This window comes from Peteryoungia wuzhouensis, from assembly GCF_003205195.1.
In the GTDB taxonomy this organism is placed as follows: domain Bacteria; phylum Pseudomonadota; class Alphaproteobacteria; order Rhizobiales; family Rhizobiaceae; genus Allorhizobium; species Allorhizobium wuzhouense.
In genome coordinates this window covers 250,362-277,190 of the sequence record NZ_QJRY01000008.1, presented here as the reverse complement: position 1 = coordinate 277,190, position 26,829 = coordinate 250,362, and the positions used below count along the sequence as shown (strand labels likewise).

Genomic DNA, 26,829 nt, shown 5'->3' with positions numbered 1-26,829 from the left:
CAGCTCTTATGGTGTGAGGGATATATCACCTGCGGAGATGACCTTCGACATGGAACTGACCCTGCACCTGCCGACGATCCTCGTCGTCCATGGAATGGCGACGCTGATCTCGACGCTTTTGTGTGCCTATATGTGGGCGCGCGAGCGTCCCAATGTGGTGCTTGCCATGCTCGTCCTGGCAGGGGCGTCCACCTGTGCCGGCATGGCCTTGCACGGGTGCCGCACGATCCTGCCATTGCCGCTCGCCTCCGGCGTCGGCCTGGGACTGGCTATCCTGGGGGCGGGGCTCTATTGGCAGGCCGTTGCGGCCTTCGAGGGCAGGGACCTGTCCAAGCTCAAGTCTGGCGCGGGTGGGGTCATCTGGCTCTTCTGCTGGCTTGTGCCGGCATTCCAGGACTCGGTTGCGCTCCGCGGAGCCGTTCTGGGGCTGCTGATCGCACCCTACTGTCTACTCACAGCCCGTGACATCTGGCGGGGACGCATCGCCGAGCCTCTGCCGTCTCGCACGCTTGCGGTGGTCGCCAATGCGCTCAGGGGTCTGGTCTGGTTCCTCGTTCTGCCGCTTTCCCTGTTGATTGCGCCGCCTTATGCGGCGGACGGTGGCAATGCCCACTGGTTTGCGCTCGTTGCGCTGATCAACTCGCTGCTCATCGTCCTGTCCCTGATCTCGCTGCTGATTCTTGCCAAGGAGCGCGACGAGCGGCGCTACCGGCTGGCTTCGGAGCGCGATCCACTCACCAATCTCGCCAACCGGCGCACTTTCGTCATGACAGCGCAGTCCATTCTGGCGCGCGAAGAGGGCAAGGCCGCCCTCCTGTTATTCGATCTCGACCACTTCAAGCATATCAATGATACCCATGGTCATGCCACCGGCGATCAGGTGCTTCGGGCCTTCTCTCGTGCCATCGAGAAGCGCATGCCCAAGAGCTGGATCTTTGCACGGATCGGCGGCGAGGAGTTTGCCTGTCTGCTGCCGAGGGCAAGCGGCCAGCAAGGCTTGGCGATCGCGGAGAATTTCAGGCAAGCGATTGCCGGCATGCATGAAGGCGGCGCGACCCATATCCCCATCACCGTCAGCATCGGCGTCTCGACCTCCTCCGATCCGAGCGTTCAGCTGGACACGCTGCTCGCCGAAGCCGATGCCGCGCTCTACAAGGCCAAGGCGGATGGCCGAAACTGTGTGCGCCTGCATGATCCTGTCGTCATGGTCGAAAGGGCGAGCCTTCAGCTCGAACCGTTCAAGGTCGCGATGCACGGCCACCCTGTGGCCCGCACGCGGCGACGCGGCTCAGTGTGATCAGCGCGCGGACTGCGGACGGCGAAACAGCCCGAGAACCAGCGCGCAGCCGATGATGATCACGACCCCGCCGCAGAGCTGCATCAGCGTAAGCGGCTCGTCGAGCACCAGTGCACCCACCAGAACTGCCACGACCGTCACGACGAATTCCACGCTGATCGCAGCCGTGGCCCCGATGCTTTTGACGAGGCCGAAGTAGAGCACGTAGGTGAGTGCGCTCATCAGCGCCGCCAAGGCGACAAGGTAGAGATAATCGATGGCGGCCGGATGCGCGGGCACGGGCACGAACCAGAGGAGCGGCAGCGTCAGCAGGCCGCCCGCAATGAAGGAGCCGATCGTCACCTCCCACGGCCCGGTGCCCGACAGATGCCGGCTGGCATAATTGCTGCCGAATGCGGCGGAAAAGGTCGAGCCGACCATGGCCGCGCACCCCAGCAGGAAGGCACCCGTGACGGGGACCGCCGGAAAGCCTACGAGCATGACGATGCCGATCGTCCCGAGAGCCAGCCCGACAATTCGCGCCGGCGTTATCCGCTCCAGGCCCCATAGCTGTGCAATGACCATGGAGAAGAGCGGGATGGAGGCAACAAAGATGGCAGCCATGGCCGTGCCGATGAGGGGCGTCGCATAGGAGAGGCCAACCAACTGCCCGGCAACCGTCGTGGCACCCACCATGACAAAGGGCAGCCAGCCGGCGCTGAAATCCAGCCGGCGACGCATCAGCCGCGCGATCACATAGAGAAGTGCGCCGGCAATGAAGCAGCGAAACGTCACCGCCCCGATCCAGCCGAAGGCATCGACGACATGCAGCAGCAAAAGGAAGGAAAGTCCCCACGCCAGAGACAGATAGGCATAGGCGGCAAAATCTCTGGGGGTCATGGGAGGCAATCGATGACTATGGGGGCTGGGCTGGAGTCTTAACGACAGAATCTCCCACCACAAAGCGATCAGTCAGGCTGGCCGACTTCCATCCACTGTTGCATGGCATCGACGACATCGACTGTAGGGTACTCACGAATGTCATCTTCGGACGCGCCTGCATCAAGTTCTCGCGCCCAATACCATTGCTGGAAAACCGCATATCGGCTTTCGATCAGTGTCGCGCCCTTTGGCGGAGCTGCTGCCTGTCGCACGAGCCATCCCCGCACCTTCCGAATGGCGGCCTGGTAATTGCCCCCGTGTGCCTCAATGTCCCAACCCGCGATGTCTGACAGGCATTTCTGATAGTCGTAGCGCTTTTCCTCGAGAACCAGAATGCACTTGGTGGGCAGAGGCGCCGCGCCAAATGTTTTGCAGCCATAGTCGATACCCAGCTCGAATGGCATGTTCATCCGCGCGAATTCGCCTTCGAGCTTAGCCCTGTTCCGACTGAGATCGTGAATTCCGTACTTCGACGTTCTGACGATGTCGTCGATGCGATTCAGTCGATTGATCGCATTGTCGCCATTCTGCGGGGCCAGGCGCGGCTGAAATCCGAGAAAGGTGACACAGAAGGCAATGGCTTGGAGAAGGGGAGCGTAATCGTCGTCGAACGGGCAGTTGATGAACACTGAACGTTCGAACATGGCCTCGTCCGTTAGCCCTTGGGAGGAACCGGATCGTTGCCGAAACTGCTTCGTTCGCGAATGCGACCGTCTTTCCCATGGATGTAAAGCTCGGTACGATTGCTTCGCGCGATTTCACGGGCGGTCTCGATGGCTTCGCCCTGGGTCGGATGAAGGCTAGTGGCGCGGGTCGCGCCTGCGCTTAAAACGCCCCATTTGCCGGACCTCGGAACCACATGCTGTGCTTTTGTCCTTGCCATCGCTCTCATTCGCTCCAACACGCTTCAATATAGTGGAAACGCGTTAGAACTGCCAGTGGCTTACTCCGGCATACGGTAGTCGAGCACCTTGTCTTCGCGCACCACGTAGAGCTTGCCTGTTTCCGTCTGCTCCGGTCCGACCAGTGGCAACAGCTTGGCTGCGACTTCCGAGGGATGCGGCAGCGTGTCCGGATCTTCTCCGGGCATCGCCTGGGCGCGCATGGCCGTGCGCGTGGCACCCGGATCGACGGAGAGGATGCGCAGCGGCAGGCGCTGGGTTTCGGCAGCCCAGGTGCGGGCGAGCGCCTCGACGGCGGCCTTGGAGGCGGAGTAGGGCCCCCAGAAGGGCTTGCACTTGTGCGCAGCACCGGACGACAGGATCAGAACGCGGCCCTGATCGGACTTGATCAGCAGCGGTTCCAGCGAACGGATCAGGCGCCAGGTGGCGTTGACGTTGATCGTCATGACCTTGTCGAAGACCTTCGCCTCGACATGACCGATCGGCGAGATGACGCCGAGCACGCCGGCGTTCAGCACGGCAATATCAAGCTTGCCCCAGCGCTCAAAGATATGACCGCCGAGCTGATCGATGGCCGCCATATCGGCGAGGTCGAAGGGGACCAGTGTCGCCGACCCGCCGACGGCCTTGATTGCATCGTCAAGATCTTCCAGGCCACCGACGGTGCGGGCGCAGGCAATGACATGCGCGCCGGCTTTGGCCAGTTCGATCGCGGTGAAATAGCCGATGCCGCGCGAGGCGCCGGTGACGAGCGCGATCCGGCCCTTGAGGTCGATGGTCATGGAAATTCCTGTCGTATGATCTTTGGTCGTGTGGCTCAGCCGTTGGCGGCGAGCATGGATTCCTTGCGGCCCGGCTTCTCGCTTTCCTTGTCGAGCAGGCGGGTCGGATAGTCGCCGGTGAAATAGTGGTCGGTGAACTGCGGGTTGGCCGGATCACGCGGCTTGCCGCCGACCGCCTTGTAGAGCCCGTCGATCGACAGGAAGGCGAGGGAGTCCGCGCCAATGTATTTCGCCATGGCCTCGATGCCGAGATACTGGTTGGCGAGCAGCTTTTCCGCATCCGGCGTGTCGATGCCGTAGAAATCCGGATGGAAGATCATCGGGCTTGCAACGCGAATATGCACTTCCTTGGCGCCGGCATCGCGGATCATCTGCACGATCTTGAGCGATGTCGTGCCGCGCACGATGGAATCGTCGACCAGAACCACCCGCTTGCCCTCGATCATTGCCCGGTTGGCGGAATGCTTGAGCTTGACGCCGAAGGCGCGGATCTGCTGGGTCGGCTCGATGAAGGTACGCCCGACATAATGGTTGCGGATGATGCCGTATTCGAAGGGGATGCCACTCTGCTGCGCATAACCGAGCGCTGCCGGCGTGCCGCCATCGGGAACCGGTACCACGACATCGGCTTCGACAGGCGCTTCGAGCGCGAGGTTCATGCCGGCCTTCTTGCGCGTGGTGTAGACGTTGCGACCGGCGACGACCGAATCGGGACGGGCGAAATAGACATATTCGAACAGGCAGACGCGTTCCGGCTGCGGCCGTGCCGGCATGCGGGATTCGATGGTGACAGAGCCATCAGGCTGCGTTTCGCAGATGATCACTTCGCCGTTCTTCACGTCGCGCACGAACTTGGCGCCGATGATGTCGAGCGCACAGGTCTCCGAACAGAAGATCGGCTTGCCGTCGAGATCACCCATCACGAGCGGTCGGATGCCGATCGGGTCGCGGGCGGCGATTAGCTTGGTGCGGGTGAGCGCGATCATCGCATAGCCGCCTTCCATCTGCCGGATAGCATCGATGAAGCGGTCGGTGGTCGAGGCATGGCGCGAGCGGGCGATGAGATGCAGCACGACTTCGGTATCGGATGTCGACTGGCAGATCGCGCCGGTGGCGATGATCTGGCGACGCAGCGTCAGGCCATTGGTGAAGTTGCCGTTATGGGCAATGGCGATGCCGCCCTCTTCGAGTTCGGCAAACAGCGGCTGCACGTTGCGCAGCGCCACTTCGCCTGTCGTCGAATAGCGGGTGTGGCCGATCGCCTGCGGGCCGGGCAGCTTCGCCAGCGTCACCGGATTGGTGTAGTGGTCGCCGACCAGGCCCATGTGTTTTTCGGTGTAGAACTGTCGGCCGTCGAAGGAGACGATACCGGCCGCTTCCTGGCCGCGATGCTGGAGCGCGTGAAGTCCAAGCGCCGTCAGCGTCGAGGCATCCGGATGCCCGAGGATCCCGAAGACCCCGCATTCCTCGTGATACTTGTCGTCATGGCTGCCATACACGACATAAGAAGGGCTGAACTGCTTCATGGCGAGGGCCTTTGCTCCGGGGACAGATGCAAGGATGCTGGGCTTCTAACGGCTAAGCCGCCGGTCTGTCCCGATCCGGCGGCGTTGATATGGGAGCTGGTTCGCGCGGCGCCAAGGCCGCGCGCCCATCAGTATTCGTCTCAGGGTGTCGCCGGCTGGGCCGGGGTGTCGTCGGACGGCGTCTGTTCGGCAGGCGCCTGTTCGGCCGGTGCATTGTCGCCCGTGCCGTCGGCCTGCGGCGCTTCGCGGCCCAGAATGCGTTCGCGGATCTGCGGTTCGATGTCCTGCGGGAGAACGGCTTCCAACTTCAGCACGAGCGAATCCAGGAAGGGCTTCGACTTGGCATTGTTCACCCAGTCAGGGCGCTGGCGCACGTCGATCAGCCAGTTCCAGAAAGCGACCGCAACGACCAGCAGCAGCAGGCCGCGCGCCGCGCCGAACAGGAAGCCGAGGGTGCGGTCGAGCGCGCCGATACGGCTGTCGATGATGAAATCGGCGATGCGCGACGTGATGAAGGAGATCACGATCAGCGCGACGATGAAGATGATACCGGCGGAACCTGCAAGTGCGATGCGGTCATCGCTGGTATAGTTCTTCACGTAAGGCACGAGCATCGGATAGAGGTAATAGGCAGCGGCCACGGATCCGGCCCAGCTCGCAATGGACAGCACCTCGCGCGAAAAGCCGCGCACCATCGCCAGCACCGCCGAAAACAGCACGACGCCGATGACGATACCGTCGAAAATCGTAATGGGCATAGACACCAACTCCAAGACTTAGCCGATCGGAACCGGCCTGATTGTCACCGCGATTCCGCCGGAACGCGTGCGTGTCACGCGTCGGACCGGATCAACCATCCTCCTGATCAACTGGCGCTTTCAGCCGGGAGCCGGCGATGCGCGCCACGAGATCGGGCAGGCTGTCCACTTCCCTCCATTTGCCCTTCGAACCCTTGGGAAGGTCCGGTGAGGCAGCCGGCAGGACCGCAGCGGAGAAACCGAGCTTTTCCGCCTCTTTCAGCCTCTGGGCCGTATGCGACACCGGCCGCACCGCCCCTGACAGGCTGACTTCGCCGAAATAGACGCAATCGGCCGGAAGGGCAAGACCGGCAAGCGATGAAACCAAAGCCGAGACAATGGCCATATCCGCTGCAGGTTCGCTGATCCGGTAACCACCGGCGACGTTGAGGTAGACGTCATGCTGCCCCAGCCGCACCCCGCAATGCGCCTCCAATACCGCCAAAATCATGGCAAGCCGTGACGAATCCCAGCCGACCACCGCGCGCCGCGGTGTTCCGAGCGAGGTCGCGGCGACCAACGCCTGCACTTCGACGAGCACGGGGCGGGTGCCCTCCATGCCGGCAAAGACGGCAGCGCCCGGCGCCTTTTCATTGCGCTCGCCGAGGAAAAGCTCTGAAGGGTTGGCAACCTCGCGCAGACCCTTGTCGGACATTTCGAAGACGCCGATCTCGTCTGTCGGCCCAAAGCGGTTCTTGACGGTGCGCAGGATGCGGTAGTGATGGCCACGATCGCCTTCGAAATAGAGGACCGCATCGACCATGTGCTCGACGACGCGGGGACCGGCGATCTGGCCCTCCTTCGTGACATGGCCGACCAGCACCATGGTCGCGCCCGTCTGCTTGGCATAGCGGATCATCGCCTGCACGCCGGTGCGCACCTGGGTGACGGTACCCGGCGCGCTGTCGGCGGTATCGCTCCACAGCGTCTGGATGGAATCGATGATCACGAGATCCGGCCGTTTGCCCTCCGATATGGTGGCGAGAATGTCCTCGACATTCGTCTCGGCGGCGAGCAGCACATCGGTATCGGCAGCCCCCAGCCGCTGTGCCCGAAGCCTGACCTGCGCGACCGCCTCTTCGCCCGAGACATAGATGACGCGATGACCGCGCCTTGCAAGCGCTGCCGCCGCCTGCATCAGCAGCGTCGATTTGCCAATCCCGGGATCGCCGCCGATCAGCACCGCCGATCCGCGCACGAAACCGCCGCCGGTGGCCCGGTCCAGTTCGCCCATGCCGGTCGGAATGCGCGGCGCTTCCTCGATTTCGCCGGAGAGGGATGTCAGCGTGACGGGACGCCCCTTCTTCGGCACCTTGCCGGGGCCGGAGCCAATCCCGCCCATGGGATCTTCCTCGACGATGGTGTTCCACTCGCCACAGCCATCGCATTTGCCCGCCCAGCGGGAGTGAACCGTGCCACAGTTCTGGCAGATGAATTGGGTCTTGGCTTTGGCCATGAATTACGGATCGCTTTCGGGGAAGTCGTTGGGAGATATGTCTTGGCGGCCGTGCATGACGCGCAGCACGGTCAGCGATTGATCGGAGACCCGGACAAAGAAGCGGCGGTCTCGATAGGTGAAAACGCGAATGACATTGCCCAAACCAGGAGGTCGGATGCCAGTGAGCCCGAGTTCGGCAAGGGATTCAATTTTGCGATATAGATCGAGTGTGAAGGTGTCTGCAGATGAAGGGCTGAACTGCGCAATGTGGAAGTAGATCCTTTGCATGTCACGCCGCGCTGCGCTGGACCAGATGACATTACGGCTCGCGGGCATCTTCGAACATACGCTTCATGTCGGCTAAGAAAGCCTCGGCATTTTCATAGGTGTGGACGCGTCCCGCTTCAACGTCATCGATCCCCTCCTGGATGAGCATGCGAAGAGTGGCCTTCTCCTGCTCTCGCAGCAGCGCAAGGCCGGCCGTGATCACCGCGTCAGCGCTCTCGTAGAGGCCAGAATTCATCTGTTCCTCGACAAATTCGGCGTCTTGTTGGCTCAACTGGATGCTCGGCACGGTGGACTCCGTACAGTGACGTAAATGGGATCGCGGGGGAACAATAGCAGAACAAATCGGTCCGCGCCAGTCCTCAGTCGTCGCCCTCGATATAGAGCCGTTCGTAGCGCAGACCCAGTCCTGTCAGCATTTCGTAGCCGATCGTGCCGGCTGCCCGCGCCACATCGTCGAGCGGCATGGAGGGGCCGACCAGCTCGATATAATCGCCGCCGCGCACGGCATTCGGTGCAAGATCGGTCACGTCAAAGATCGTCTGGTCCATCGTCACACGGCCGACGACGGGCACCGGCTTGCCGCCGATCACGCCGTGCGCGCCGGCAAGGCCGGTCTGCCGAAGTGGGATACCGGCGCCGGAGAGATTGCGCAGATAGCCGTCCGCATAGCCGACGGAGGCGATCGCCAGCCGGCTGTCGCGGGAAAGCGTATGGCTGGCGCCATAGCTCACCGTCTCTCCGGCCTTGGCCTCGCGCACCTGCAGGATGCGCGCTTCCGCCTTAATGACGCTGCGCATCGGGTTCTTCACCCCATTGACCGCTTCGCCGCCATAAAGCGCGATGCCGGGACGGGTGAGATCGAAGTGGTAGTCCGAACCGAGGAAGGTGCCGGCAGACGCTGAAAGGCTTGAATCAACGCCTTCGAAAGCCGCGCTAACCTGCCGGAAAGACTCAAGCTGCTGCCGGTTCATCGGCGACGATGGATCGTCGCCGCAGGCGAGGTGGCTCATGACCAGAACGGGATCAAGGCTCGCCGGGCGCGAGACGTCGTCGGTCAGCGCAATCGCTTCTGCCATCGGCAGGCCGAGCCGGTTGAAGCCGGTATCGACATGCAGCGCGCAAGGGTAGGGGCCGCGCTCCGACAGAAGCGCCATCCAGAAGGCCAGCTGCTCCTCCGATGCGATGACCGGCACGAGATCGTTGTCGAAGAACACCTCTTCCTGGCCCGGCCAGATGCCGGAGAGAACGAAGATCCGCGCCTCCGGCGCGTACGGCCTGAGGGTTACGCCCTCGGCCGGCACGGCGACGAAGAAGTCCCGCGCGCCGGCATGGTAGAGCACCTGTCCGACATCCTCGATCCCGAGGCCATAGGCATCGGCCTTGACCACGGCCGCCGTCCGCGCCTTGCCCGAGCGCTTTGCCATGTCGCGCCAGTTGTCGGCGATGGCGGAAAGGTCCACCGTCAGGCGGAGCGGAGCGGCCAGGAAATCGTCCGGCGCGTCGATGATGTCAAATCTGTCGGTCATGATAACTTTGCGTCTTTAGGGCGGGATCGAGCGACCCTAGCACTTTTCTTCAAGACGAAAATGCGGCCGCCGGATATTATGCTGCTATGCACAGTGTTTCGCAGCAGCAGGCGGCCGAAGCCTATCCGGTCTCTAGGATCGAGCGGACGCGCTTCTGGCGTGATGGGCGTTTCCGCGCGATGGAATGCCTGACGGCCTCTTTCATCACCCACGAATTCTCGCCCCATTCACACGACACCTTTTCGATCGGCGCGATCGAGAAGGGCTGCCAGGTGGCGAGCATCCGGGGCACCCGCGAGTTTACCGGGCCAGGTGCTCTCTACCTGATCAATCCCGGCGAAGTGCATGACGGCCAGCCGGGCGAGCCTGATGGATACCGGTACCGGATGATCTATCCGGATACTGAACTGCTGGTGGAGATCATCGAGGACGTCACCGGCAAGGCCTTTCACGGCAGCCCCAGTTTCGGGCGGCAGTTGCTCACCGATCCGGAACTGGCCCGCGCCTTCAACGTGGCGCACCGACGGTTGGAGGATGGGGACACGAGCGCGCTGGAGGGCGAGGAGAGCATGTACTCCGTGCTCGCCACCATGTTTGCCCGCCACGGCAGCGAAATCATTCGCGCGCCCGATTACGGCGAGCCGCTCGCCATGCGCCGCGTGCGCGATTACATCGCCGAACATTTCGCCGAGGAACTGGGCCTGGAAACCCTGGCCAGGGTCGCCGGTCTCAGCCGCGCTCACATGATCCGCGCCTTTCGCAAGCACTATTTCATCACGCCGCATGCCTTCCAGACGGACCTGCGCATCCGCCATGCGCGACATCTGCTGCGTTGCGGCGCAACGCCGTCCGACACCGCCCAGGCCTGCGGCTTTGCCGATCAGGCGCATCTGACGCGTCAGTTCAAGGCGCGCACGGGCCTAACGCCCGCCGTCTTTCGCGCCGGTTGACTTCGGTCACTTTCGTTCAAGACCACGCCGACCAAGCCGGCTAGATCCTCCGCCAACAGGAGGTCCCATGACAGAACATGCATTCCGCCGCGAAGCCATCGACGGCTTTCGCGCCATTCTTCCCTTGATCATCGCTGCGGCCCCCATCGGCTTCGTCTTCGGCGCGGTGGCGACCGGCAATGGCTTGTCGCCGCTGGAGACGGTGCTGATGAGCGCGCTCGTCTTTGCCGGCGGTTCGCAGTTCGTCGCCATGGATCTGTGGAGCCACCCGGCCTCCTGGACGGCGCTCGGCTTCGCGGCCCTGCTTGTCAATCTCCGCCACATCCTGATGGGGGCCTCGCTGGAGCGCAGCCTTGGCCTCTTTCGCCCCTGGCAGAAGCTGCCGACGCTCTTCGTCATGGCCGATGAGAACTGGGCCCTGGCGGAGGCGCGGGCGAGGACGACGGTCTTGACCCCCGCCTTTTACCTGGGGCTTGCCTTGCCCTTCTATCTCGGCTGGGTGGCCTCGAGCCTGGCCGGCGCACTCTTCGGAGCGCTGATCGGCGACATCGCCGTCTATGGCCTGGATTTCGCCTTCCCGGCGGTCTTCATCGTACTGCTGACGGGATTCTGGAAGGGCAGGGAGACCGGGCTGGTGCTGGCCGCAAGTGGTGTTGCGGCACTGACCGTCCACGCACTGGTGCCCGGCGCCTGGTACATCGCCGCTGGCGCGCTCGCCGGCCTCGGGGCTGCCTTTATCCCGCTTACGCAGAAGGAGCAGGTGGCATGACGCTTGATCCGGCAACCCTCGCCACCATCCTCGGCATGATGGCCGCCACCGTCTTCACCCGCTTCTCCGGCGCGTTCCTCGTGCGTCGCCTCAAACTCGGTGCGGGCGCCGAAAAAGCGCTGGCCACCGTGCCGCCCGCCGTGCTGATGGCCGTCGTCGCACCAACGGCCTTTGCCACCGGCTGGCCGGAGACGATTGGATGCGTGATCGTGGTCGTGGCGGCACTCCGCCTGTCCCTGTTGCCGGCAGCAGCGCTCGGCGTCGTCTCGGTGGCGCTTCTGCGCGCTGCCGGCCTCTGACGCAGATGCAGATGCAGAAAGGGCGCCTCGCGGCGCCCTCGATCTCACGGCTCTTCGTATTGAATGAAGCTCGGATCGGCCAGATCCGCAAAGCGGGTGAATTCCGACTGGAAGGCGAGCTTGACGGTGCCGGTCGGTCCGTGACGCTGCTTGGCGATGATGACGTCGGCTGTGCCCTTCACCTTGTCCATCAGCGCTTCCCATTCCGGATATTTGGGATCGGCGAGATCGCGCGGTTCGAGGTTCTTCACGTAATATTCTTCGCGGAACACGAAGAGCACGACGTCGGCGTCCTGCTCGATCGAGCCCGATTCGCGAAGGTCGGAGAGCTGGGGGCGCTTGTCTTCGCGGCTTTCCACCTGACGCGACAGCTGCGACAGCGCAATGATCGGCACGGCCAGTTCCTTGCCGAGCGATTTCAGGCCCGTGGTGATCTGGGTGATTTCCTGCACGCGGTTTTCACCCGCCTTGCCGGCACCCGTCATCAGCTGGATATAGTCCACCACCAGGCAATCGAGGCCGCGCTGGCGCTTCAGGCGGCGCGCACGGGCTGAAAGCTGGGCGATCGAGATGCCACCGGTCTGGTCGATGAACAGCGGCACCTTCTGCATGGTCTGGGAAAAGCCGACCAGCTTTTCGAATTCGTGTTCGGTGATCTCACCACGACGGATCTTCGACGAGGAGACTTCCGTCTGCTCGGACATGATACGGGTGGCAAGCTGTTCGGACGACATTTCGAGCGAGTAGAAGCCGACGACGCCGCCGTTCTTCGCCTTGAAGGAGCCATCCGGCAGAACTTCCGGCTCATAGGCTGCCGCGATGTTCCAGGCGATGTTCGTGGCAAGCGAGGTCTTACCCATACCCGGACGTCCGGCAAGCACGATCAAGTCGGAGCGCTGCAACCCGCCCATCTTCGAATCGAGCGAGCTGATGCCGGTCGAGATACCCGAGAGGTTACCGTCGCGCTCGAAGGCGGCACCCGCCATGTCGACGGCCTGGGCAACAGCATCTGAGAAGGACTGGAAGCCGCCGTCGTAGCGGCCGTTTTCGGCGAGCGCGAAGAGCCGGCGCTCGGTGTCTTCGATCTGCGCCTGCGGCGGCATGTCGAGCGGCGCGTCATAGGCGATGTTGACGACGTCCTCGCCAATCTGGATCAGCGAGCGGCGCAGCGCCAGATCATAGATAGCGCGACCATAATCTTCCGCATTGATGATTGTGACGGCTTCGGACGCCAGCCGCGCAAGATATTGCGCAACCGTGAGATCACCGACCTTCTGGTCGGCCGGCAGGAAGGTCTTGATGGTGACGGGGTTTGCCGTCTTGCCCATGCGGATGATTTCGGACGCCACCTCGAAGATCTTCCGGTGCAGCGGCTCGTAAAGATGTTCGGCTTTCAGAAAGTCCGAGACCCGGTAATAGGCATCGTTGTTGACCAGCAGCGCGCCGAGCAGCGCCTGCTCGGCTTCGATATTGTTCGGCGCTTCCCGGTAGAGCGGTTCGGGGGCCTGAGGCGCCTGCGGGCGCGCAATGTTGCGAACGGCATCGATCATGGTGTCACAAATTTCTTCGTCGTTGGGAGCGTGGCATCAGGGTTTGGCGACCCGCGTCGCCACAGTCAACAAGCGTCTCCCGCCCACTCACGTTTTTCGGGTTGTCCCCAGTTATCAACAGGTGGTTCGGGCGGCACTTGTCGAACGTCCCGGCGAAGCACTTGACGGCTCGCCGACGAATCGCTGCGGCACCCATGATTGTACGACATGGCTGCCATGGCTTCAAAAGACTTGAAAAAACTGGGCCGGCTATTAATTAGGGTGAATATAGATAGCAGCCTAATTAATTTGAGGTACATTCGATGTCCCGTGCATCCCAGAACGAGCAGCTCTTTGACGAGATGTCGGCCTTCAATCGCAAGCTTCGCGCCTTCTTTGATGCGGTCGTGCGCGAGGAGGGGCTGACCTTGGCGCGGGCACGCACCTTGTTCGCAATCAGCCGTCGTGGCCCGCTGACACAGAAAGAACTCGCCGAGGAACTGGAAATCGAAACGCCCACACTCGCGCGTGTGCTGGATGGCATGGAAAAACAGGGTCTCATCGTGCGCAGCGAGGACGCCAGCGACCGGCGCGCCAAGCGCATCGACATGACCCCCGGCGGACGTGAGACGTCGAAGGGCATGCATGCGCTGGCCAGCGATCTGCGCGGACAAATCGCCGAAGACATTTCCGCAGAAGACATCGAGATCGCCCTGTCTGTCGTTCGCCGCCTCGTCCGCAACCTCCAGCGACTGGATGTCGGAAAGGTCCGGTCATGAGCACGGTTGTCGAGCAATCGGGCGGTACAGCCCCCACCGAAGCGGAGCAGGCTCCCGCATCGCCACCGGCGCCGCCACCAGCCAAGCCTCTGTGGCTTGCTGCAATCTACGTCGCTTCCGGGCTCTTGATGTTCATCACCCAGGGCCTGGGTATGAACATCGTCAACGCCAATCTCTATCAGCTGCAGGGTCAGTTCTCCGCAACGGCGGCGGAGGCTGCCTGGTTGTCGGCGGCCTATGTGGCGCCCTATGCAACCCTGTCGCTGGCTCTGTTCAAGGTGAGGGCGCAGTACGGACTGCGGCCTTTCGCCGAATGGAGCATCCTGATCTTCGTGCTCGCCTCGCTGCTCAACCTGTTTGTCAGCGATCTCCATTCCGCCCTTGTCGTGCGCTTCATCAGCGGCTGTGCCGGAGCCCCGATCTCCTCGCTCGGCTTTCTCTACGTCCTTGAGGCCTTCCCGGCGCATCGCAAGCTCAGCCAGGGTCTGAACGCCGCCCTGATGGGCACGCTCCTGGCCGCGCCGATCGCAAGGATGATTTCGCCTGGTCTGCTTGAAATCGACGGCTGGCATGCCCTCTACACGCTGGAAGTCGGTCTGGCTCTCGTCTCCATGGCAATCATCTTCGCCCTTCCGGTGACAGCACCGCCGCGCGCGAAGGTGATCGAGCGGATGGACATCGTCTCCTACTTGCTGATGGCCGTGGGCATCGGCTGCCTTGCGGTGTTTCTCACTCTCGGTCGTCTGTATTGGTGGTTTGAAACCTGGTGGCTGGGCGTGCTTCTCATCTGCGCCATCGGCTTCATCGCCGTCACCGCCCTGATCGAGTCTCGCCGGACCAATCCCATGCTCGATTTCCGCTGGATCTTCTCGCGTGACAATCTGCATATGGCCGCCGTGCTCCTGGTCTTCCGAGCCGTGTCCTCGGAGCAGTCCTCGACCGCCGTCAGCTTCTTCCAGCAGATCGGCTTGCTGAATGATCAGCAATTCGTCCTCTGGTCGCTGGTCCTTCTTGCCTCCATTGGCGGTGCGCTCTTCTGCATGGCGCTGATGTCGTCGCGTTATGTCGAGACGGCCCATGTCATCGCGCTCGCGCTGATCGCCGGTGGCGCCTATCTCGACAGCCAGGCAACCAACCTCACGCGGCCGGAACAGATGTATCTGAGCCAGGGCATGATTGCCTTCGGAGCTGCGATGTTCCTGCCGCCGGTCATGGCCAAGGGGTTCGGCAGCGCGATGCAGAAGGGCTTGCCCTATGTCGTCAACTTCATCGCCATCTTCCTGTTCACCCAGATCACCGGCTCTATGCTGATGACATCGCTGCTCGGCAGCTTCGTCACCATCCGCGAGAAGTTTCACTCGAACGTTCTGGTGGAGAACATCCTTCTGACCCGGCCGGAAGTGGCCCAGCGTGTGAGCCAGCTTGCTGCGGCCTATCGCAAGGTGATCACCGATCCGGCCATCCTCAATGCAGAAGGCCTGACGCTCCTGTCCCAGCAGGTGACGCGTGAAGCCTATGTCCTCGCCTATACAGACACCTTTCTGTTGATCTCCGTCGTCACGACCGCAGCGCTCGCCGTGCTGCTCGTGCATCTCGCCTGGCGCTGGTTGCGGACATCCCGCCGCGCCGCGGGCGAGCTTTCCCCCCAATCCTGATGCCGAACGGACCCTCCGCCATGTTGAAGAAGATATTCACCCCCGCCACCATCCTGATCATCCTTGGCGCCGTGCTTGGCACCTCTCTGGTGCTGTATGCCTGGCGCCTGCCGCCCTTTGCGAGTTCGGTCGAGATGACCGACAATGCCTATGTCCGGGGCTATGTCACCATGCTCAGCCCTCAGGTGAGCGGTTATGTCGTGGAGGTCCCGGTCAAGGATTATGAGACCGTCGACAAGGGACAGCTGCTCGCCCGGATCGACGACCGTACCTATCGCCAGAAGCTCGCCCAGGCCGAAGCGGCGCTCGCCACGCAGAGAGCATCCCTCGACAATTCCCGCCAACAGGAGATGGCAGCCAAGGCTCGCATCGCCTCCAGCGAAGCCGCTGTCGACGCGGTCAATGCTGATCTCCAGCAGGCGCAACAGCAGGCGGAACGGCAGGACAGCCTGATCCGCAGCGGTGTTGTGGCCACGAGCGCGCAGGAACAGGCCCATGCGGCACTCGACCGGGCACGTGCCGGAATGGCGCAGGCCAAGGCTGCGGTCGAGGTAAGTCGTCAGGACCTGCAGACGATCATCGTCAACCGCAGTTCGCTGGAAGCCGCCGTGGCCAATGCGGAAGCCGCAGTGGAATTGGCCAGGATCGACCTTTCCAACACGGAAATTCGCGCGCCGCGCGAAGGCAAGCTGGGTGAAGTCGGCGTGCGCGTCGGCCAGTATGTGGCTGCCGGCACGCAATTGATGGCGGTCGTTCCGCCCGATGTCTGGATCATTGCCAACTTCAAGGAAACACAGCTCGCCGGCATGAAGGTTGGCCAGCCTGTGGAGATCACGGTCGATGCGCTCGAGCGCCAGGTGCTGCAGGGCAAGGTCGAGCGCTTCTCGCCAGCGACCGGCTCGGAGTTTTCGGTGATCAAGGCCGACAATGCCAGCGGCAACTTCGTCAAGATCGCCCAACGGGTCGGCGTGCGGGTGGCGATCGACAAGAGCCAGGGTGCGGCCGCGAGCCTGACGCCTGGCATGTCGGTGGTCGTTCGGATCGACAAGAGCTTCGATCCGGCCTGACTTCAGCGAACGTGTGAGCAAAGAAAAAGCCCGGTCCTGCGCGAGCAGGGCCGGGCTTCTTTCGTCCGCCTTTGAGGGCGGAAAATATTAGCGGTCGTCGTCGCCGTCGATGTCGGCTTCCGGATCGAAGAAGTCTTCCGGACGCAGCGCATCTTCGTCGATGCCGTAGATGGCGTCGGCCGAGGTCAGGCTTTCGCCCTTCAGCTGGCGCTCAGCTTCTTCAGCCGAACGGGCAACGTTCAGCTCGACCGAGATTTCGACTTCGGCATGCAGGTGGATGACAACCTGATGCAGGCCGATGGCCTTGATCGGGGTGTTCAGCTCGACCTGGTTGCGGCCGATGTTGAAGCCTTCGGCAGCCAGGATTTCAACGACGTCACGGGCAGCAACCGAACCGTAGAGCTGGCCGGTTTCGCCAGCCGAACGGACGACGATGAAGGACTTGCCGTTGAGAACGTCGGCAACCTTCTGGGCTTCCGACTTGCGCTCGAGGTTGCGGGCTTCGAGCGTGGCGCGCTCGGATTCGAAACGAGCCTTGTTGGCAGCGTTGGCGCGCAGCGCCTTGCCCTGCGGCAGCAGGAAGTTACGAGCGAAGCCGTCGCGAACCTTGACGGTTTCGCCCATCTGGCCGAGCTTGGCGATGCGTTCAAGCAGAATGACGTCCATGATTTTGGTCCTTTCAGTGGTCAATCAGTGTTGTCTGGAGTGTCGGTTTTGGCCTTGGCGGCCGGGGTCAGGGCAACGGTCCGGCGGGTATCCGACAGGCCGATGATGAGGGGTATGATCAACGGCAGCAGCATGACCGTCGACAGGTAAGCGAGCACGAGGGCCGGCAGGCGCCAGTCCTTGCCGCGCGTGCGAAGATGCATGGAGGCGAAACCTGCCATCAGGAAGCCGGCGCCGAAGGTGCCACAGACGGTGGCGCCAATCATCGCGGGAACGCCGCCGATGAAGCAGCCGATGATGCCGGCGAGGAAGAGGAATACGGCATTGCGGTTCAGGCGCAGCGAAGAGGGGATGTCTTCGCGCGGGCGCTTGCCCCGGCCCGATGCGGAAACGATGCGCTGCGCCACGTAATACATCAGGAACAGCAGCAACACCCAGGTGCCGCCCTGGATGATCGGCAAAAGCACGACCATGGTGCGTTTCAGCTGCTCGAGCGCGGCCGGATCGGGCAGCATGGCCGGATCCTGGCTGTTCATCGCCTGGGTCATCGCTTCGACCAGCTGGTCGGTGAATTCAGGGCCGAAGCCGATGATCACGCCGAGCGCGATGACGGCAAAGGTGACGAAGGCGCAGAGCTGCAGCAGGATGTCCGACAGCGGATACCAGGCCATCAGGTGGTCGGGTCCGCCGATCTCGGATGCCGGACGCGCAAGGCTCGACAGATGGGCGAGCCAGCCGGCGGGCGCAAGCGTGAAGATCGCCATGCCGAAGGCGAACATCGGCGACATGCTGATCATGCCGAGGAAGGCAGCCGTCAGGATGGCGGTGATCGAGGCGGTATTGCCCCAGCCGAGGCCGACAATGAGAACGGGAAGCGCGGAGGCTGCATAGAGGATGGAGGCAAGCGTCGGCTGTGCCGCAGCACCCAGCACGAGCAGGGCGGCGGTAATACCGGCCAAGAGGCCGATCATCAGCAATTTCGCATCCAGTTTATTCAACGTCGCTGTCCTGCTGGTTGAGCAGTTAGGGGAAGGTCTTCATGCCATCCGGCAGGAAAGTCCCCAACATGGGTTTTTGCCTGACGTCGCGGAAGCGCGCCATCTGGCAGTGGTTCCGATCCGCGCCCAACGCGGAAGGGATAACGGCCCGCTGACTCTTAATCAGCGGGCCGTCGGATCAGATTACGCTACGACGTAAGGCAGCAGGCCGAGGAAACGGGCGCGCTTGATGGCCTGGGCCAGTTCGCGCTGCTTCTTCTGGGAAACTGCGGTGATACGGGACGGAACGATCTTGCCGCGCTCGGAAATGTAGCGCTGCAGGAGACGGACGTCCTTGTAGTCGATCTTCGGAGCATTGGCGCCCGAGAAGGGGCAGGTCTTGCGACGACGATGGAAGGGACGACGTGCCTGAGAAGAGGATGCATCAGCCATTGTAATTTCTCCTGTTCTACAGATTACGCGCGGTCTTCGCGCGGACGACGCTCGAAGCCGCCTTCACGCGGGCCACGGTCCGGACGCGGACCACGGTCGCCGAAGCCACCTTCGCGGCGCGGGCCACGGTCATCGCCGTCACGACGCGGACGGTCGTCACGGTCGCGCTTCTGCATCATGGCAGACGGGCCTTCTTCGTGGGCTTCCACGGCGATGGTCATGTAACGAAGAACGTCTTCGTTGATGCGCATCTGGCGTTCCATTTCGTGGATCGCTGCACCCGGAGCTTCGATGTCCATCAGGGCGTAGTGCGCCTTGCGGTTCTTCTTGATGCGGTAGGTCAGGGACTTGAGGCCCCAGTTTTCTACGCGCCCGACCTTGCCACCGTTAGCTTCGATGACACCCTTGTACTGTTCGACGAGGGCATCAACCTGCTGGGCGGACATATCCTGCCGGGCAAGGAATACATGTTCGTAAAGAGCCATGACAGCTTTGCCTTTCTTGCGGTTGTCGTCACCCGGATCCGGCGCTAAGCCTCACAGACTGCTCCTGTGCGGCATGTGCCGCGGCAAGAAAAGCGTTGTGTTCGAGACGGTCGAGAGCGGAGACACGGGAGACCGGAAACCCTTGTGGTTCCTGCTGCAAGCCTTATCAGCCTGCCAGCCCTCCGTTCAGCCACCAGCCAGAGGACCGGGTGTTGTGAACGGCGCGCTTATACGCGTATTCAGGCGAAAAGCAAGGGCAGGGCCGGATTTTCCGCTCCTTGAACCTCGAATGGCACAGCACCGAGAATGCCCGCCGTCTTCTTTACCGGATGCTTACCGCGTTCGACAGACCTGTTTCCCGTGCCGAAACGGCTCCTGTAAGCTTTTCTCAATGGGCGAATGTTAGCTTCGTGTGGAATTCAGCCGCATACGCGGCTTTGGGGGCGAGACCTGATGACGGTCATCAACAGTTTCTATCGCAATCCGAACGCGCTCGTTTACGCGACGCAGCTCTTTTCTGCGACCTCCACTGCCCAAGCGCGGTCTGATGCAGCACCCACATGGTCCCGAAAGGACGACGACATTCCCTTCAGTGAGTCGGCGGGACAGAAGGCGCTCGCCCGCATCGCCGAGATTCTCGCCTTGCGCGATGCACCATCGGGAGAGGAAGCCTCGGTCGACGAAACGCTCGGTTATATCACGGGCGGGCAGGGAACGGTGGGCGATGACAAGCTCACCTTCGACGCCAAGGCCGTCTACAACATCGACTCGGGCGGTGGCGACGACACGGTGACTGCAAAAGCCTCAGCGCTGGTCTCCGTATCCACGGGCGTCGGCAAGGACAGCCTGTTCGCCAGTGCCCGCTATATCGGCGAGATCGATACAGGCGAGGGCGATGATACCCTGAAGCTCTCCGGCGATCTGGTGGTGGACGTGACGGGCGGTGACGGTAACGACACGCTGACAGTGGCCGGCGAGGCCCTGATCGGCATCGACGGTGGTGCCGGCGACGATACCATGACGCTGGAAGGCACCCGCATCTTCGCCTCCGGCGGCACCGGCAATGACACGGTTAGCATCAAGCGCACGGATATGAAGGCCGACAATGCCATTGCCGAATACGGCTTCGCCCGTGGAGACGGTCAGGACACGATCAACACGAATGGCAGCTTGGTCCTGCGCTTCAGCGGATATGATGAGAAGGACGTGAGCATCAGCGTGGATGGAAACACGGTGACCGCGACATTCGCCGGGACGGCGGATCGCATCACGGTGACGCTCGACGGGCCCGCCATGTCCGGTCAGGGCCTGACCTATGGCTTTTCCTTCGATCACGGCCGTACCGTGCTGACGATCGGCTGATACGGCGTGAAAGGCCGGCACCGTGTTGCGCCGGCTCTTTCGGATTGAGCGGAAGACGATCTCAGATCGGCATCGGGTACTCGCGGTGGATCTTGGCGATCTCCTTGAGGATCTCCTCCGACATAGTCACATCCGCCGCATCGATATTCACCTTCAACTGTTCCATGGTGGTTGCGCCGATAATGGCGGATGCCATGAACGGACGCGTCAGGCAGAAGGCGACGGCAAGCGTCGAGGGATCGATGCCATGTTTCTTCGCGAGTTCCACATAAGCCCGCGTCGGCGCTTCCTGCTGCGGCACGAGCCGGCCGCCGATATCGCCATTGATCGAACCGCGTGAGCCTGCCGGCTTCTGGCCGCCGAGATATTTGCCCGACAGAATGCCGCCGGCGAGCGGCGAATAAGCGAGCAGCCCGACATCCTCGTGATGCGACAATTCCGCGAGATCCAGATCATAATGCCGGTAGAGCAGATTGTACTCGTTCTGGATTGAAGCGACGCGCGGGAGGCCCTTCTGCTCGGCCAGCGTCAGAAAAGTCTGCGTGCCCCAGGTCGTCTCGTTCGACAGTCCGATCGCCCGGATCTTGCCGGCCTTGACGCAGTCGCTGATCGCCTCAAGGATTTCGGCGATGTCGTGCTGCGCCTGGGCGCGGTCCTGCTTGTAAGGATTGTAGCTCCAGGCGCCACGGAAGTGGAAATGCCCGCGGTTCGGCCAGTGGATCTGGTAGAGATCGACATAGTCGGTCTTCAGTCGCGACAGGCTGGCATCAAGCGCTTCGCGCAATGACGCGCCGGTGATCGGGCCGCCTTCGCGGATATAGGGGCGGCCGGGGCCGGCAACCTTGGTGGCGAGCACCACCTCGTCACGCTTGCCCGTAGACTTCAGCCAGTTGCCGATGATCTCCTCGGTATTGCCGTAGGTTTCCTTCGACAGCGGCGTCGTCGGATAGAGTTCGGCCGTGTCGAAGAAATTGACGCCACGCTCCAGCGCATAGTCCATCTGTTGAAAGGCTTCGGCTTCCGAATTCTGCGAGCCCCAGGTCATGGTGCCCAGGCAGATCTCGGAAACATGGATATCGGTTCGGCCGAGCCGGTTCATCTTCATGGGGGAATGCCTCAAATAGGAAATGGCCCGGGACGGGCTGGGGGAGATGCTGGAACAAAATAAGGGGAAATTGCCGCACTGCAAGATGGCGAAGCGGTCGAACAGTCTGTGACTTGCCGGGCTGCCGGCAGGGCTCAGGGGCCTGAAAGGCTTGACTCGCATGAGCGTATTGTGAATTGGAGGGTAAAAACCCAAGGGAGAAACGCCCATGACAGTCGCATTCACCTTCCCCGGCCAGGGCAGTCAGGCCGTCGGCATGGGCAAGGACCTTGCCGACAATTTCGCGGAAGCCCGCGCCGTCTTCCAGGAAGTCGATGATGCGCTCGGCCAGAAACTGTCCGACATCATGTGGAATGGCCCCGAGGAAACGCTGACGCTCACCGCCAATGCCCAGCCGGCCCTGATGGCCGTTTCCATGGCTGTCATCCGTGTTCTCGAAGCCAAGGGCCTGGATCTGAAGTCGAAGGTCGCCTTCGTCGCCGGCCATTCGCTCGGCGAATATTCGGCGCTCGCCGCTGCCGGCACCTTCTCCATTGCCGACACCGCGCGCCTTCTGCGCATTCGCGGCAATGCCATGCAGGCCGCAGTGCCTGTCGGTGCCGGTGCCATGGCCGCGATCATCGGCCTGGAGCATGGCGACGTGCAGGCGATCTGCGAGGCCGCAGCCGCTGAAGGTCCCTGCCAGATCGCCAATGACAATGGCGGCGGACAGCTGGTCATCTCCGGCGGCAAGGCCGCCGTGGAGAAGGCCGCAGCGCTCGCCACCGAAAAGGGCGCCAAGCGCGCCATCATGCTGCCGGTCTCCGCACCCTTCCATTCCGCATTGATGGCTCCTGCTGCCGACGCCATGCGCGAAGCGCTGTCGACCGTCGAAAAGCGCGATCCCTCTGTCCCGCTCATCGCCAACGTGCTCGCCGCTCCGGTGACATCCGCCACGGAGATCGCCGATCTGCTCGTGCAGCAGGTGACCGGCCAGGTTCGCTGGCGCGAGACGGTGGAATGGTTCGGCGCCAATGGCGTCACCACGCTTTATGAAATCGGCGCCGGCAAAGTCCTCACGGGTCTCGCTCGCCGTATCGACAAGAACATCAACGGCATTGCCGTCAACGGCCCGGCCGACATCGATGCGGCGCTTGCCGCGCTCAACGGCTGACCGACCCTAAACGATCAACAAGGAACGCGATCATGTTTGACCTGACCGGCCGCAAGGCCCTCGTCACCGGCGCAACCGGTGGCATCGGCGAAGAAATCGCCCGCATGCTGCATGCTCAAGGCGCGACCGTCGGCCTGCACGGCACCCGCGTCGAAAAGCTGGAAGCGCTGGCTGCCGAACTCGGCGACCGGGTCAAGATCTTCCCGGCCAACCTGTCGGATCGCGACGAGGTGAAGGCGCTTGGCGAAAAGGCTGAAGCCGAACTCGAAGGCGTCGACATCCTGGTCAACAATGCCGGCATCACCAAGGACGGCCTGTTCGTGCGCATGTCCGATGCCGATTGGGACAGCGTACTCGAAGTCAACCTGACGGCCGTCTTCCGCCTGACGCGCGAACTGACCCATCCGATGATGCGCCGTCGTTACGGCCGCATCATCAACATCACCTCAATCGTCGGCGTCACCGGCAATCCGGGCCAGGCCAATTACTGCGCCTCCAAGGCCGGCATGATCGGCTTTTCGAAGTCGCTCGCCCAGGAAATCGCCACCCGCAACGTGACGGTCAACTGCGTGGCGCCAGGCTTTATCGAAAGCGCGATGACCGGCAAGTTGAACGACAAGCAGAAAGACGCCATCATGGGCGCCATTCCGATGAAGCGCATGGGCACTGGCGCGGAAGTCGCCTCCGCAGTGCTTTACCTGGCATCTTCGGAAGCGGCCTACATGACCGGCCAGACATTGCACGTCAACGGCGGCATGGCGATGATCTGAGCAGGAAGCCCGGTTCGCCCTTTCCGCCAAAGGCTGTTGACCAAGGTGAGGGGGCGAATTTCTGGCTTTGCGGCGCGCTGAAACCATGTTAAGCGGGCCATGACTGTGAGCAGTCGCTCCGTCTCATGAGCCGAAGTTTATGCTTTTATTTGCATAAACCGCTCTGGGTCAGGGCCGAACGGGTTTGCTGGTGACGCCATGCGCGCTTCACCAGTTGAAGACAGGGCAGGGTGGCCACTACGGCTCCCTCTGATATTAAGAAGGTCGAGGAAACCGACATGAGCGATATCGCAGAACGCGTGAAGAAAATTGTAATTGATCATCTCGGCGTTGACGCTGAAAAGGTTGTCGAAGGCGCCAGCTTCATCGACGATCTGGGCGCTGACTCGCTCGACACGGTCGAACTCGTCATGGCCTTCGAAGAAGAATTCGGCGTTGAAATTCCTGACGACGCTGCTGACTCGATCCTGACGGTCGGCGACGCCGTCAAGTTCATCGAGAAGGCTCAGGCCTGATCGATCACGAGACTGCGGAAGGCGGGTGTTACAGCCCGGACTATCCGCTTGGGCCCGCGTGAAGCGGGCCTTGTTGTATCAAGAGCTTTGTTCAGACTGACTTCGGTCATAACCGTAGGGTGGGCTTGGGACGATGAGACGTGTCGTTATCACCGGTACCGGCATGGTATCTCCTCTGGGATGTGGAACGGAATTGACCTGGCAGCGCCTCCTGGCCAGCCAGAGCGGTGCGCGCCTCGTCACGGAATTCGAGGTCGAGGATCTTCCGGCCAAGATCGCCTGCCGTATCCCCACCGAAGGTGAAGGCGCCTGGAACCCTGACGACTGGATGGAGGTCAAGGAGCAGCGCAAGGTTGATCATTTCATCATCTATGCGATTGCGGCGGCTGACATGGCCCTCAAGGATGCCGGCTGGGAGCCGGAAACCTATGAAGACCAGTGCCAGACGGGCGTTCTGATCGGCTCCGGCATCGGCGGCCTCGAAGGCATCGTCGAAGCCGGCCATATCCTGCGTGACAAGGGCCCGCGCCGCCTTTCGCCCTTCTTCATCCCCGGCCGCCTGATCAATCTCGCCTCCGGCCAGGTTTCGATCCGCCACAAGCTGCGTGGCCCCAACCACTCCGTCGTCACCGCCTGCTCGACCGGCGCACATGCGATCGGCGACGCCGCCCGTCTCGTGGCGCTGGGCGATGCCGACGTCATGGTCGCCGGTGGTACGGAATCGCCGATCAGCCGTATTTCGCTGGCTGGCTTTGCCGCTTGCAGGGCACTGTCGACGGCCCGCAACGATGACCCGACCGCTGCCTCGCGCCCTTACGACAAGGATCGTGATGGCTTCGTCATGGGCGAGGGCGCTGGCATCGTGGTTCTCGAAGAACTCGAACACGCCAAGGCACGCGGCGCCAAGATCTATGCGGAAGTGGTCGGCTATGGTCTCTCGGGCGACGCTTTCCACATTACCGCCCCGTCGGAAGATGGCGACGGTGCCTTCCGCTGCATGACCATGGCGCTGAAGCGCGCTGGCCTCACCGCAGCCGATATCGACTACATCAACGCCCACGGCACGTCGACCATGGCCGATACGATCGAACTCGGCGCTGTCGAGCGCCTGGTTGGCGAACATGCCGAGAAGATCTCGATGTCCTCCACCAAGTCGGCGATCGGTCACCTCCTGGGAGCTGCCGGCGCCGTCGAGGCGATCTTCTCGGCGCTTGCCATCCGCGACAATATCGCGCCGCCGACGCTCAACCTCGACAATCCCGATGTCGAGACCAAGATCGACCTCGTTCCCCACAAGGCGAGGAAGCGTGAGATCAACGTTGCCCTGTCGAACTCCTTCGGCTTCGGCGGCACGAACGCCTCGCTGGTGCTCAAGCGCTACGAGGCCTGATGATAGCGGTGCCGGGACGCGCTCTGCGGCCCGGTGCGCATCAGGTGGATGACGGTGTGGGCGCTCTTGCCCGCAGTGATGTTCTACGGATAGAAATCATGGTGCACGCCCGGCGCTTCGCGTCGGGCGATGACACGGATTTTTGCCGCATTGCTGGCTGAAACAGCCGCGACAGAAAACAAAGAAGGATTGCCGGTGACCGACAACAGCCAGAATGGCGGTAGCCAGAACAACGGTGTTCCCTTTGGTCGCGATGCCGACACGAGCACCGGCAAGGGACCTTTCATTCCGAAGTCCCCGAATGACGCACTGCGCCCGGAGCGCGTGCCGCAGCCGCCGCGTCGTTCGCGCAAGGCACGCAGTCAGCTGGTGATCTTTCTGAACTTCCTGATGACCATGGTGGTCTTTGTCGGCGTGGTCGCCGTCGCCGGCTTCTACTACGTGATGGACGCCTACCAGAAGCCGGGGCCGCTGTCCGCCAACACCAATTTCGTCGTGCGCAGCGGCGCAGGCCTCGCCGAGATCGCCAACAATCTCGAGCGCAACGGCGTCGTCACCGATGCCCGGATCTATCGCTACGTCACCGCCACCTATCTCGACGAAGGCCAGACGCTAAAAGCCGGCGAATACGAGATCAAGGCGGGCTCCTCGATGAAGGACGTCACTGAATTGCTCGAATCCGGCAAGTCGATCCTCTATTCGGTGTCGATGCCAGAAGGCCTGACCGTCAAGCAGATGTTCCAGCGCTTGGCTGACGACACGGTTCTGGAAGGCGATCTGCCCTCCGATCTGCCGCCCGAGGGTTCACTGCGCCCTGACACCTACAAGTTCACCCGCGGCACCAAGCGCGCCGAGATCGTCACCCAGATGGCCGCGGCGCAAGAAAAGCTGATCGACCAGATCTGGGAACGCCGCGATCCGGACCTTCCGGTCAAGACCCGCGACGAATTCGTCACGCTCGCCTCGATCGTCGAGAAGGAAACCGGCAAGGACGACGAGCGCGCCCATGTCGCCTCCGTCTTCATCAATCGTCTCGCCAAGGGCATGCGCCTGCAGTCCGATCCGACGATCATCTACGGCCTCTTCGGTGGCGATGGAAAGCCGGCCGACCGGCCGATCTTCCAGTCCGACATCAAGAAGGAAACGCCGTACAATACGTATGTGATCAAGGGCCTGCCGCCGGGACCGATCGCCAATCCCGGTCGCGCCGCCCTTGAAGCCGTCGCCCATCCGTGGAAGACAGACGATCTCTATTTCGTGGCCGACGGATCAGGCGGCCATGTCTTCGCCGCGACGCTCGCAGAGCACAACGCGAACGTGAAGCGCTGGCGCAAGATGGAAGCCGAGCGCGCCCAGACGCCGCCCGCCACGCTCGACGCGGCGCCGGAAGTCGATCCGGGCGCCGGCAATTGATATAGGCCGAGGGGG

Annotated in this window: 29 protein-coding genes; 13 read left to right on the top strand and 16 right to left on the bottom strand. The window is 62.4% G+C overall.

Annotated features, from left to right (window positions below):
* The first annotated feature begins 49 nt into the window (after positions 1 to 49).
* Complete coding sequence (locus tag DMY87_RS20780; protein WP_165826380.1) at positions 50 to 1,297, top strand: GGDEF domain-containing protein; 1,248 nt, start codon at positions 50 to 52, stop codon at positions 1,295 to 1,297.
* On the opposite strand, the gene DMY87_RS20775 is transcribed toward DMY87_RS20780, so the two are convergent.
* The 10 genes from DMY87_RS20775 to alr form a co-directional block, all read right to left on the bottom strand.
* Positions 1,298 to 2,176 carry a DMT family transporter gene (locus DMY87_RS20775; protein WP_110793526.1) on the bottom strand — a complete coding sequence of 293 codons (879 nt, stop codon included), beginning with the start codon at positions 2,174 to 2,176 and terminating at the stop codon, positions 1,298 to 1,300. It abuts the gene before it with no gap.
* Between the two features lie 68 nt (positions 2,177 to 2,244).
* Positions 2,245 to 2,862: a hypothetical protein gene (locus DMY87_RS20770; RefSeq protein WP_110793525.1), complete on the bottom strand. Its 618-nt coding sequence runs from the start codon at positions 2,860 to 2,862 to the stop codon at positions 2,245 to 2,247.
* Positions 2,863 to 2,873: 11 nt separating this feature from the next.
* On the bottom strand, positions 2,874 to 3,101 hold the full coding sequence (locus DMY87_RS20765) for a DUF2188 domain-containing protein (RefSeq protein WP_110793524.1): 228 nt from the start codon (positions 3,099 to 3,101) through the stop codon (positions 2,874 to 2,876).
* A gap of 60 nt (positions 3,102 to 3,161) precedes the next feature.
* The gene (locus DMY87_RS20760; RefSeq protein WP_110793523.1) at positions 3,162 to 3,902 is read right to left on the bottom strand and encodes an SDR family NAD(P)-dependent oxidoreductase; all 741 of its coding nucleotides are present in this window, start codon (positions 3,900 to 3,902) and stop codon (positions 3,162 to 3,164) included.
* 35 nt (positions 3,903 to 3,937) lie between these two features.
* Positions 3,938 to 5,428: an amidophosphoribosyltransferase gene (gene purF, locus DMY87_RS20755; protein WP_110793522.1), complete on the bottom strand. Its 1,491-nt coding sequence runs from the start codon at positions 5,426 to 5,428 to the stop codon at positions 3,938 to 3,940.
* Positions 5,429 to 5,568: 140 nt separating this feature from the next.
* Positions 5,569 to 6,186: a CvpA family protein gene (locus DMY87_RS20750; RefSeq protein WP_110793521.1), complete on the bottom strand. Its 618-nt coding sequence runs from the start codon at positions 6,184 to 6,186 to the stop codon at positions 5,569 to 5,571.
* 91 nt (positions 6,187 to 6,277) lie between these two features.
* Positions 6,278 to 7,681 (bottom strand): DNA repair protein RadA, encoded by a 1,404-nt coding sequence (radA, locus tag DMY87_RS20745; RefSeq protein WP_110793520.1) that lies wholly within the window; start codon positions 7,679 to 7,681, stop codon positions 6,278 to 6,280.
* Between the two features lie 3 nt (positions 7,682 to 7,684).
* Positions 7,685 to 7,999, bottom strand: coding sequence for a type II toxin-antitoxin system RelE/ParE family toxin (locus tag DMY87_RS20740; protein ID WP_110793519.1), 315 nt, complete (start codon positions 7,997 to 7,999; stop codon positions 7,685 to 7,687).
* A complete protein-coding gene (locus tag DMY87_RS20735; RefSeq protein ID WP_342588665.1) occupies positions 7,983 to 8,222 on the bottom strand; it encodes a type II toxin-antitoxin system ParD family antitoxin in 240 nt (79 codons plus the stop codon). The genes DMY87_RS20740 and DMY87_RS20735 overlap by 17 nt, the downstream gene beginning before the upstream one ends.
* Positions 8,223 to 8,310: 88 nt before the next feature.
* Complete coding sequence (alr, locus tag DMY87_RS20730; RefSeq protein WP_110793517.1) at positions 8,311 to 9,477, bottom strand: alanine racemase; 1,167 nt, start codon at positions 9,475 to 9,477, stop codon at positions 8,311 to 8,313.
* A gap of 86 nt (positions 9,478 to 9,563) precedes the next feature.
* Between alr and DMY87_RS20725 the strand changes: the two genes are divergently transcribed.
* From DMY87_RS20725 to DMY87_RS20715, 3 genes are all read left to right on the top strand, one after another.
* Positions 9,564 to 10,427 carry an AraC family transcriptional regulator gene (locus DMY87_RS20725; protein ID WP_110793516.1) on the top strand — a complete coding sequence of 288 codons (864 nt, stop codon included), beginning with the start codon at positions 9,564 to 9,566 and terminating at the stop codon, positions 10,425 to 10,427.
* Between the two features lie 67 nt (positions 10,428 to 10,494).
* Positions 10,495 to 11,196 carry an AzlC family ABC transporter permease gene (locus DMY87_RS20720; RefSeq protein WP_110793515.1) on the top strand — a complete coding sequence of 234 codons (702 nt, stop codon included), beginning with the start codon at positions 10,495 to 10,497 and terminating at the stop codon, positions 11,194 to 11,196.
* Complete coding sequence (locus tag DMY87_RS20715) at positions 11,193 to 11,495, top strand: AzlD family protein (protein ID WP_110793514.1); 303 nt, start codon at positions 11,193 to 11,195, stop codon at positions 11,493 to 11,495. Before DMY87_RS20720 ends, DMY87_RS20715 begins: the two co-directional genes overlap by 4 nt.
* Positions 11,496 to 11,539: 44 nt before the next feature.
* Here DMY87_RS20715 and DMY87_RS20710 read toward each other — a convergent pair whose 3' ends face one another.
* Positions 11,540 to 13,045 (bottom strand): replicative DNA helicase, encoded by a 1,506-nt coding sequence (locus DMY87_RS20710; protein ID WP_110793513.1) that lies wholly within the window; start codon positions 13,043 to 13,045, stop codon positions 11,540 to 11,542.
* Positions 13,046 to 13,347: 302 nt separating this feature from the next.
* Between DMY87_RS20710 and DMY87_RS20705 the strand changes: the two genes are divergently transcribed.
* From DMY87_RS20705 to DMY87_RS20695, 3 genes are read left to right on the top strand one after another with little or no spacing between them, the layout of a single operon-like run.
* Entirely contained in the window at positions 13,348 to 13,803 is a 456-nt protein-coding gene (locus DMY87_RS20705; RefSeq protein WP_110793512.1) for a MarR family winged helix-turn-helix transcriptional regulator, read from the top strand.
* Positions 13,800 to 15,458: an MFS transporter gene (locus DMY87_RS20700; protein ID WP_110793511.1), complete on the top strand. Its 1,659-nt coding sequence runs from the start codon at positions 13,800 to 13,802 to the stop codon at positions 15,456 to 15,458. Before DMY87_RS20705 ends, DMY87_RS20700 begins: the two co-directional genes overlap by 4 nt.
* A 20-nt stretch (positions 15,459 to 15,478) precedes the next feature.
* A complete protein-coding gene (locus tag DMY87_RS20695) occupies positions 15,479 to 16,525 on the top strand; it encodes an HlyD family secretion protein (protein ID WP_110793510.1) in 1,047 nt (348 codons plus the stop codon).
* Positions 16,526 to 16,612: 87 nt separating this feature from the next.
* Here the strand turns inward: DMY87_RS20695 and rplI are convergent, their stop codons facing one another.
* The 4 genes from rplI to rpsF form a co-directional block, all read right to left on the bottom strand.
* The gene (gene rplI, locus DMY87_RS20690; protein ID WP_110793509.1) at positions 16,613 to 17,191 is read right to left on the bottom strand and encodes a 50S ribosomal protein L9; all 579 of its coding nucleotides are present in this window, start codon (positions 17,189 to 17,191) and stop codon (positions 16,613 to 16,615) included.
* A gap of 20 nt (positions 17,192 to 17,211) precedes the next feature.
* Positions 17,212 to 18,189, bottom strand: coding sequence for a DUF2232 domain-containing protein (locus DMY87_RS20685; protein WP_110793508.1), 978 nt, complete (start codon positions 18,187 to 18,189; stop codon positions 17,212 to 17,214).
* Positions 18,190 to 18,372: 183 nt separating this feature from the next.
* Positions 18,373 to 18,621: a 30S ribosomal protein S18 gene (gene rpsR / locus DMY87_RS20680; protein ID WP_003502063.1), complete on the bottom strand. Its 249-nt coding sequence runs from the start codon at positions 18,619 to 18,621 to the stop codon at positions 18,373 to 18,375.
* Between the two features lie 23 nt (positions 18,622 to 18,644).
* Entirely contained in the window at positions 18,645 to 19,106 is a 462-nt protein-coding gene (gene rpsF / locus DMY87_RS20675; RefSeq protein WP_110793507.1) for a 30S ribosomal protein S6, read from the bottom strand.
* A 453-nt stretch (positions 19,107 to 19,559) separates the two neighbouring features.
* Between rpsF and DMY87_RS20665 the strand changes: the two genes are divergently transcribed.
* A complete protein-coding gene (locus DMY87_RS20665; protein ID WP_110793506.1) occupies positions 19,560 to 20,468 on the top strand; it encodes an RTX toxin in 909 nt (302 codons plus the stop codon).
* 61 nt (positions 20,469 to 20,529) lie between these two features.
* Here DMY87_RS20665 and DMY87_RS20660 read toward each other — a convergent pair whose 3' ends face one another.
* Positions 20,530 to 21,573 carry an aldo/keto reductase gene (locus tag DMY87_RS20660; protein WP_110793505.1) on the bottom strand — a complete coding sequence of 348 codons (1,044 nt, stop codon included), beginning with the start codon at positions 21,571 to 21,573 and terminating at the stop codon, positions 20,530 to 20,532.
* A gap of 208 nt (positions 21,574 to 21,781) precedes the next feature.
* Here DMY87_RS20660 and fabD point away from each other — a divergent pair, with 208 nt between their 5' ends.
* From fabD to mltG, 5 genes are all read left to right on the top strand, one after another.
* On the top strand, positions 21,782 to 22,726 hold the full coding sequence (fabD, locus tag DMY87_RS20655) for an ACP S-malonyltransferase (RefSeq protein WP_110793504.1): 945 nt from the start codon (positions 21,782 to 21,784) through the stop codon (positions 22,724 to 22,726).
* Between the two features lie 32 nt (positions 22,727 to 22,758).
* Complete coding sequence (gene fabG / locus DMY87_RS20650) at positions 22,759 to 23,496, top strand: 3-oxoacyl-[acyl-carrier-protein] reductase (RefSeq protein ID WP_110793503.1); 738 nt, start codon at positions 22,759 to 22,761, stop codon at positions 23,494 to 23,496.
* A gap of 278 nt (positions 23,497 to 23,774) precedes the next feature.
* A complete protein-coding gene (locus DMY87_RS20645) occupies positions 23,775 to 24,011 on the top strand; it encodes an acyl carrier protein (RefSeq protein ID WP_027507378.1) in 237 nt (78 codons plus the stop codon).
* 133 nt (positions 24,012 to 24,144) lie between these two features.
* Complete coding sequence (gene fabF / locus DMY87_RS20640; protein ID WP_110793502.1) at positions 24,145 to 25,401, top strand: beta-ketoacyl-ACP synthase II; 1,257 nt, start codon at positions 24,145 to 24,147, stop codon at positions 25,399 to 25,401.
* A 189-nt stretch (positions 25,402 to 25,590) separates the two neighbouring features.
* A complete protein-coding gene (gene mltG, locus DMY87_RS20635; protein WP_165826377.1) occupies positions 25,591 to 26,814 on the top strand; it encodes an endolytic transglycosylase MltG in 1,224 nt (407 codons plus the stop codon).
* Positions 26,815 to 26,829: the final 15 nt, after the last annotated feature.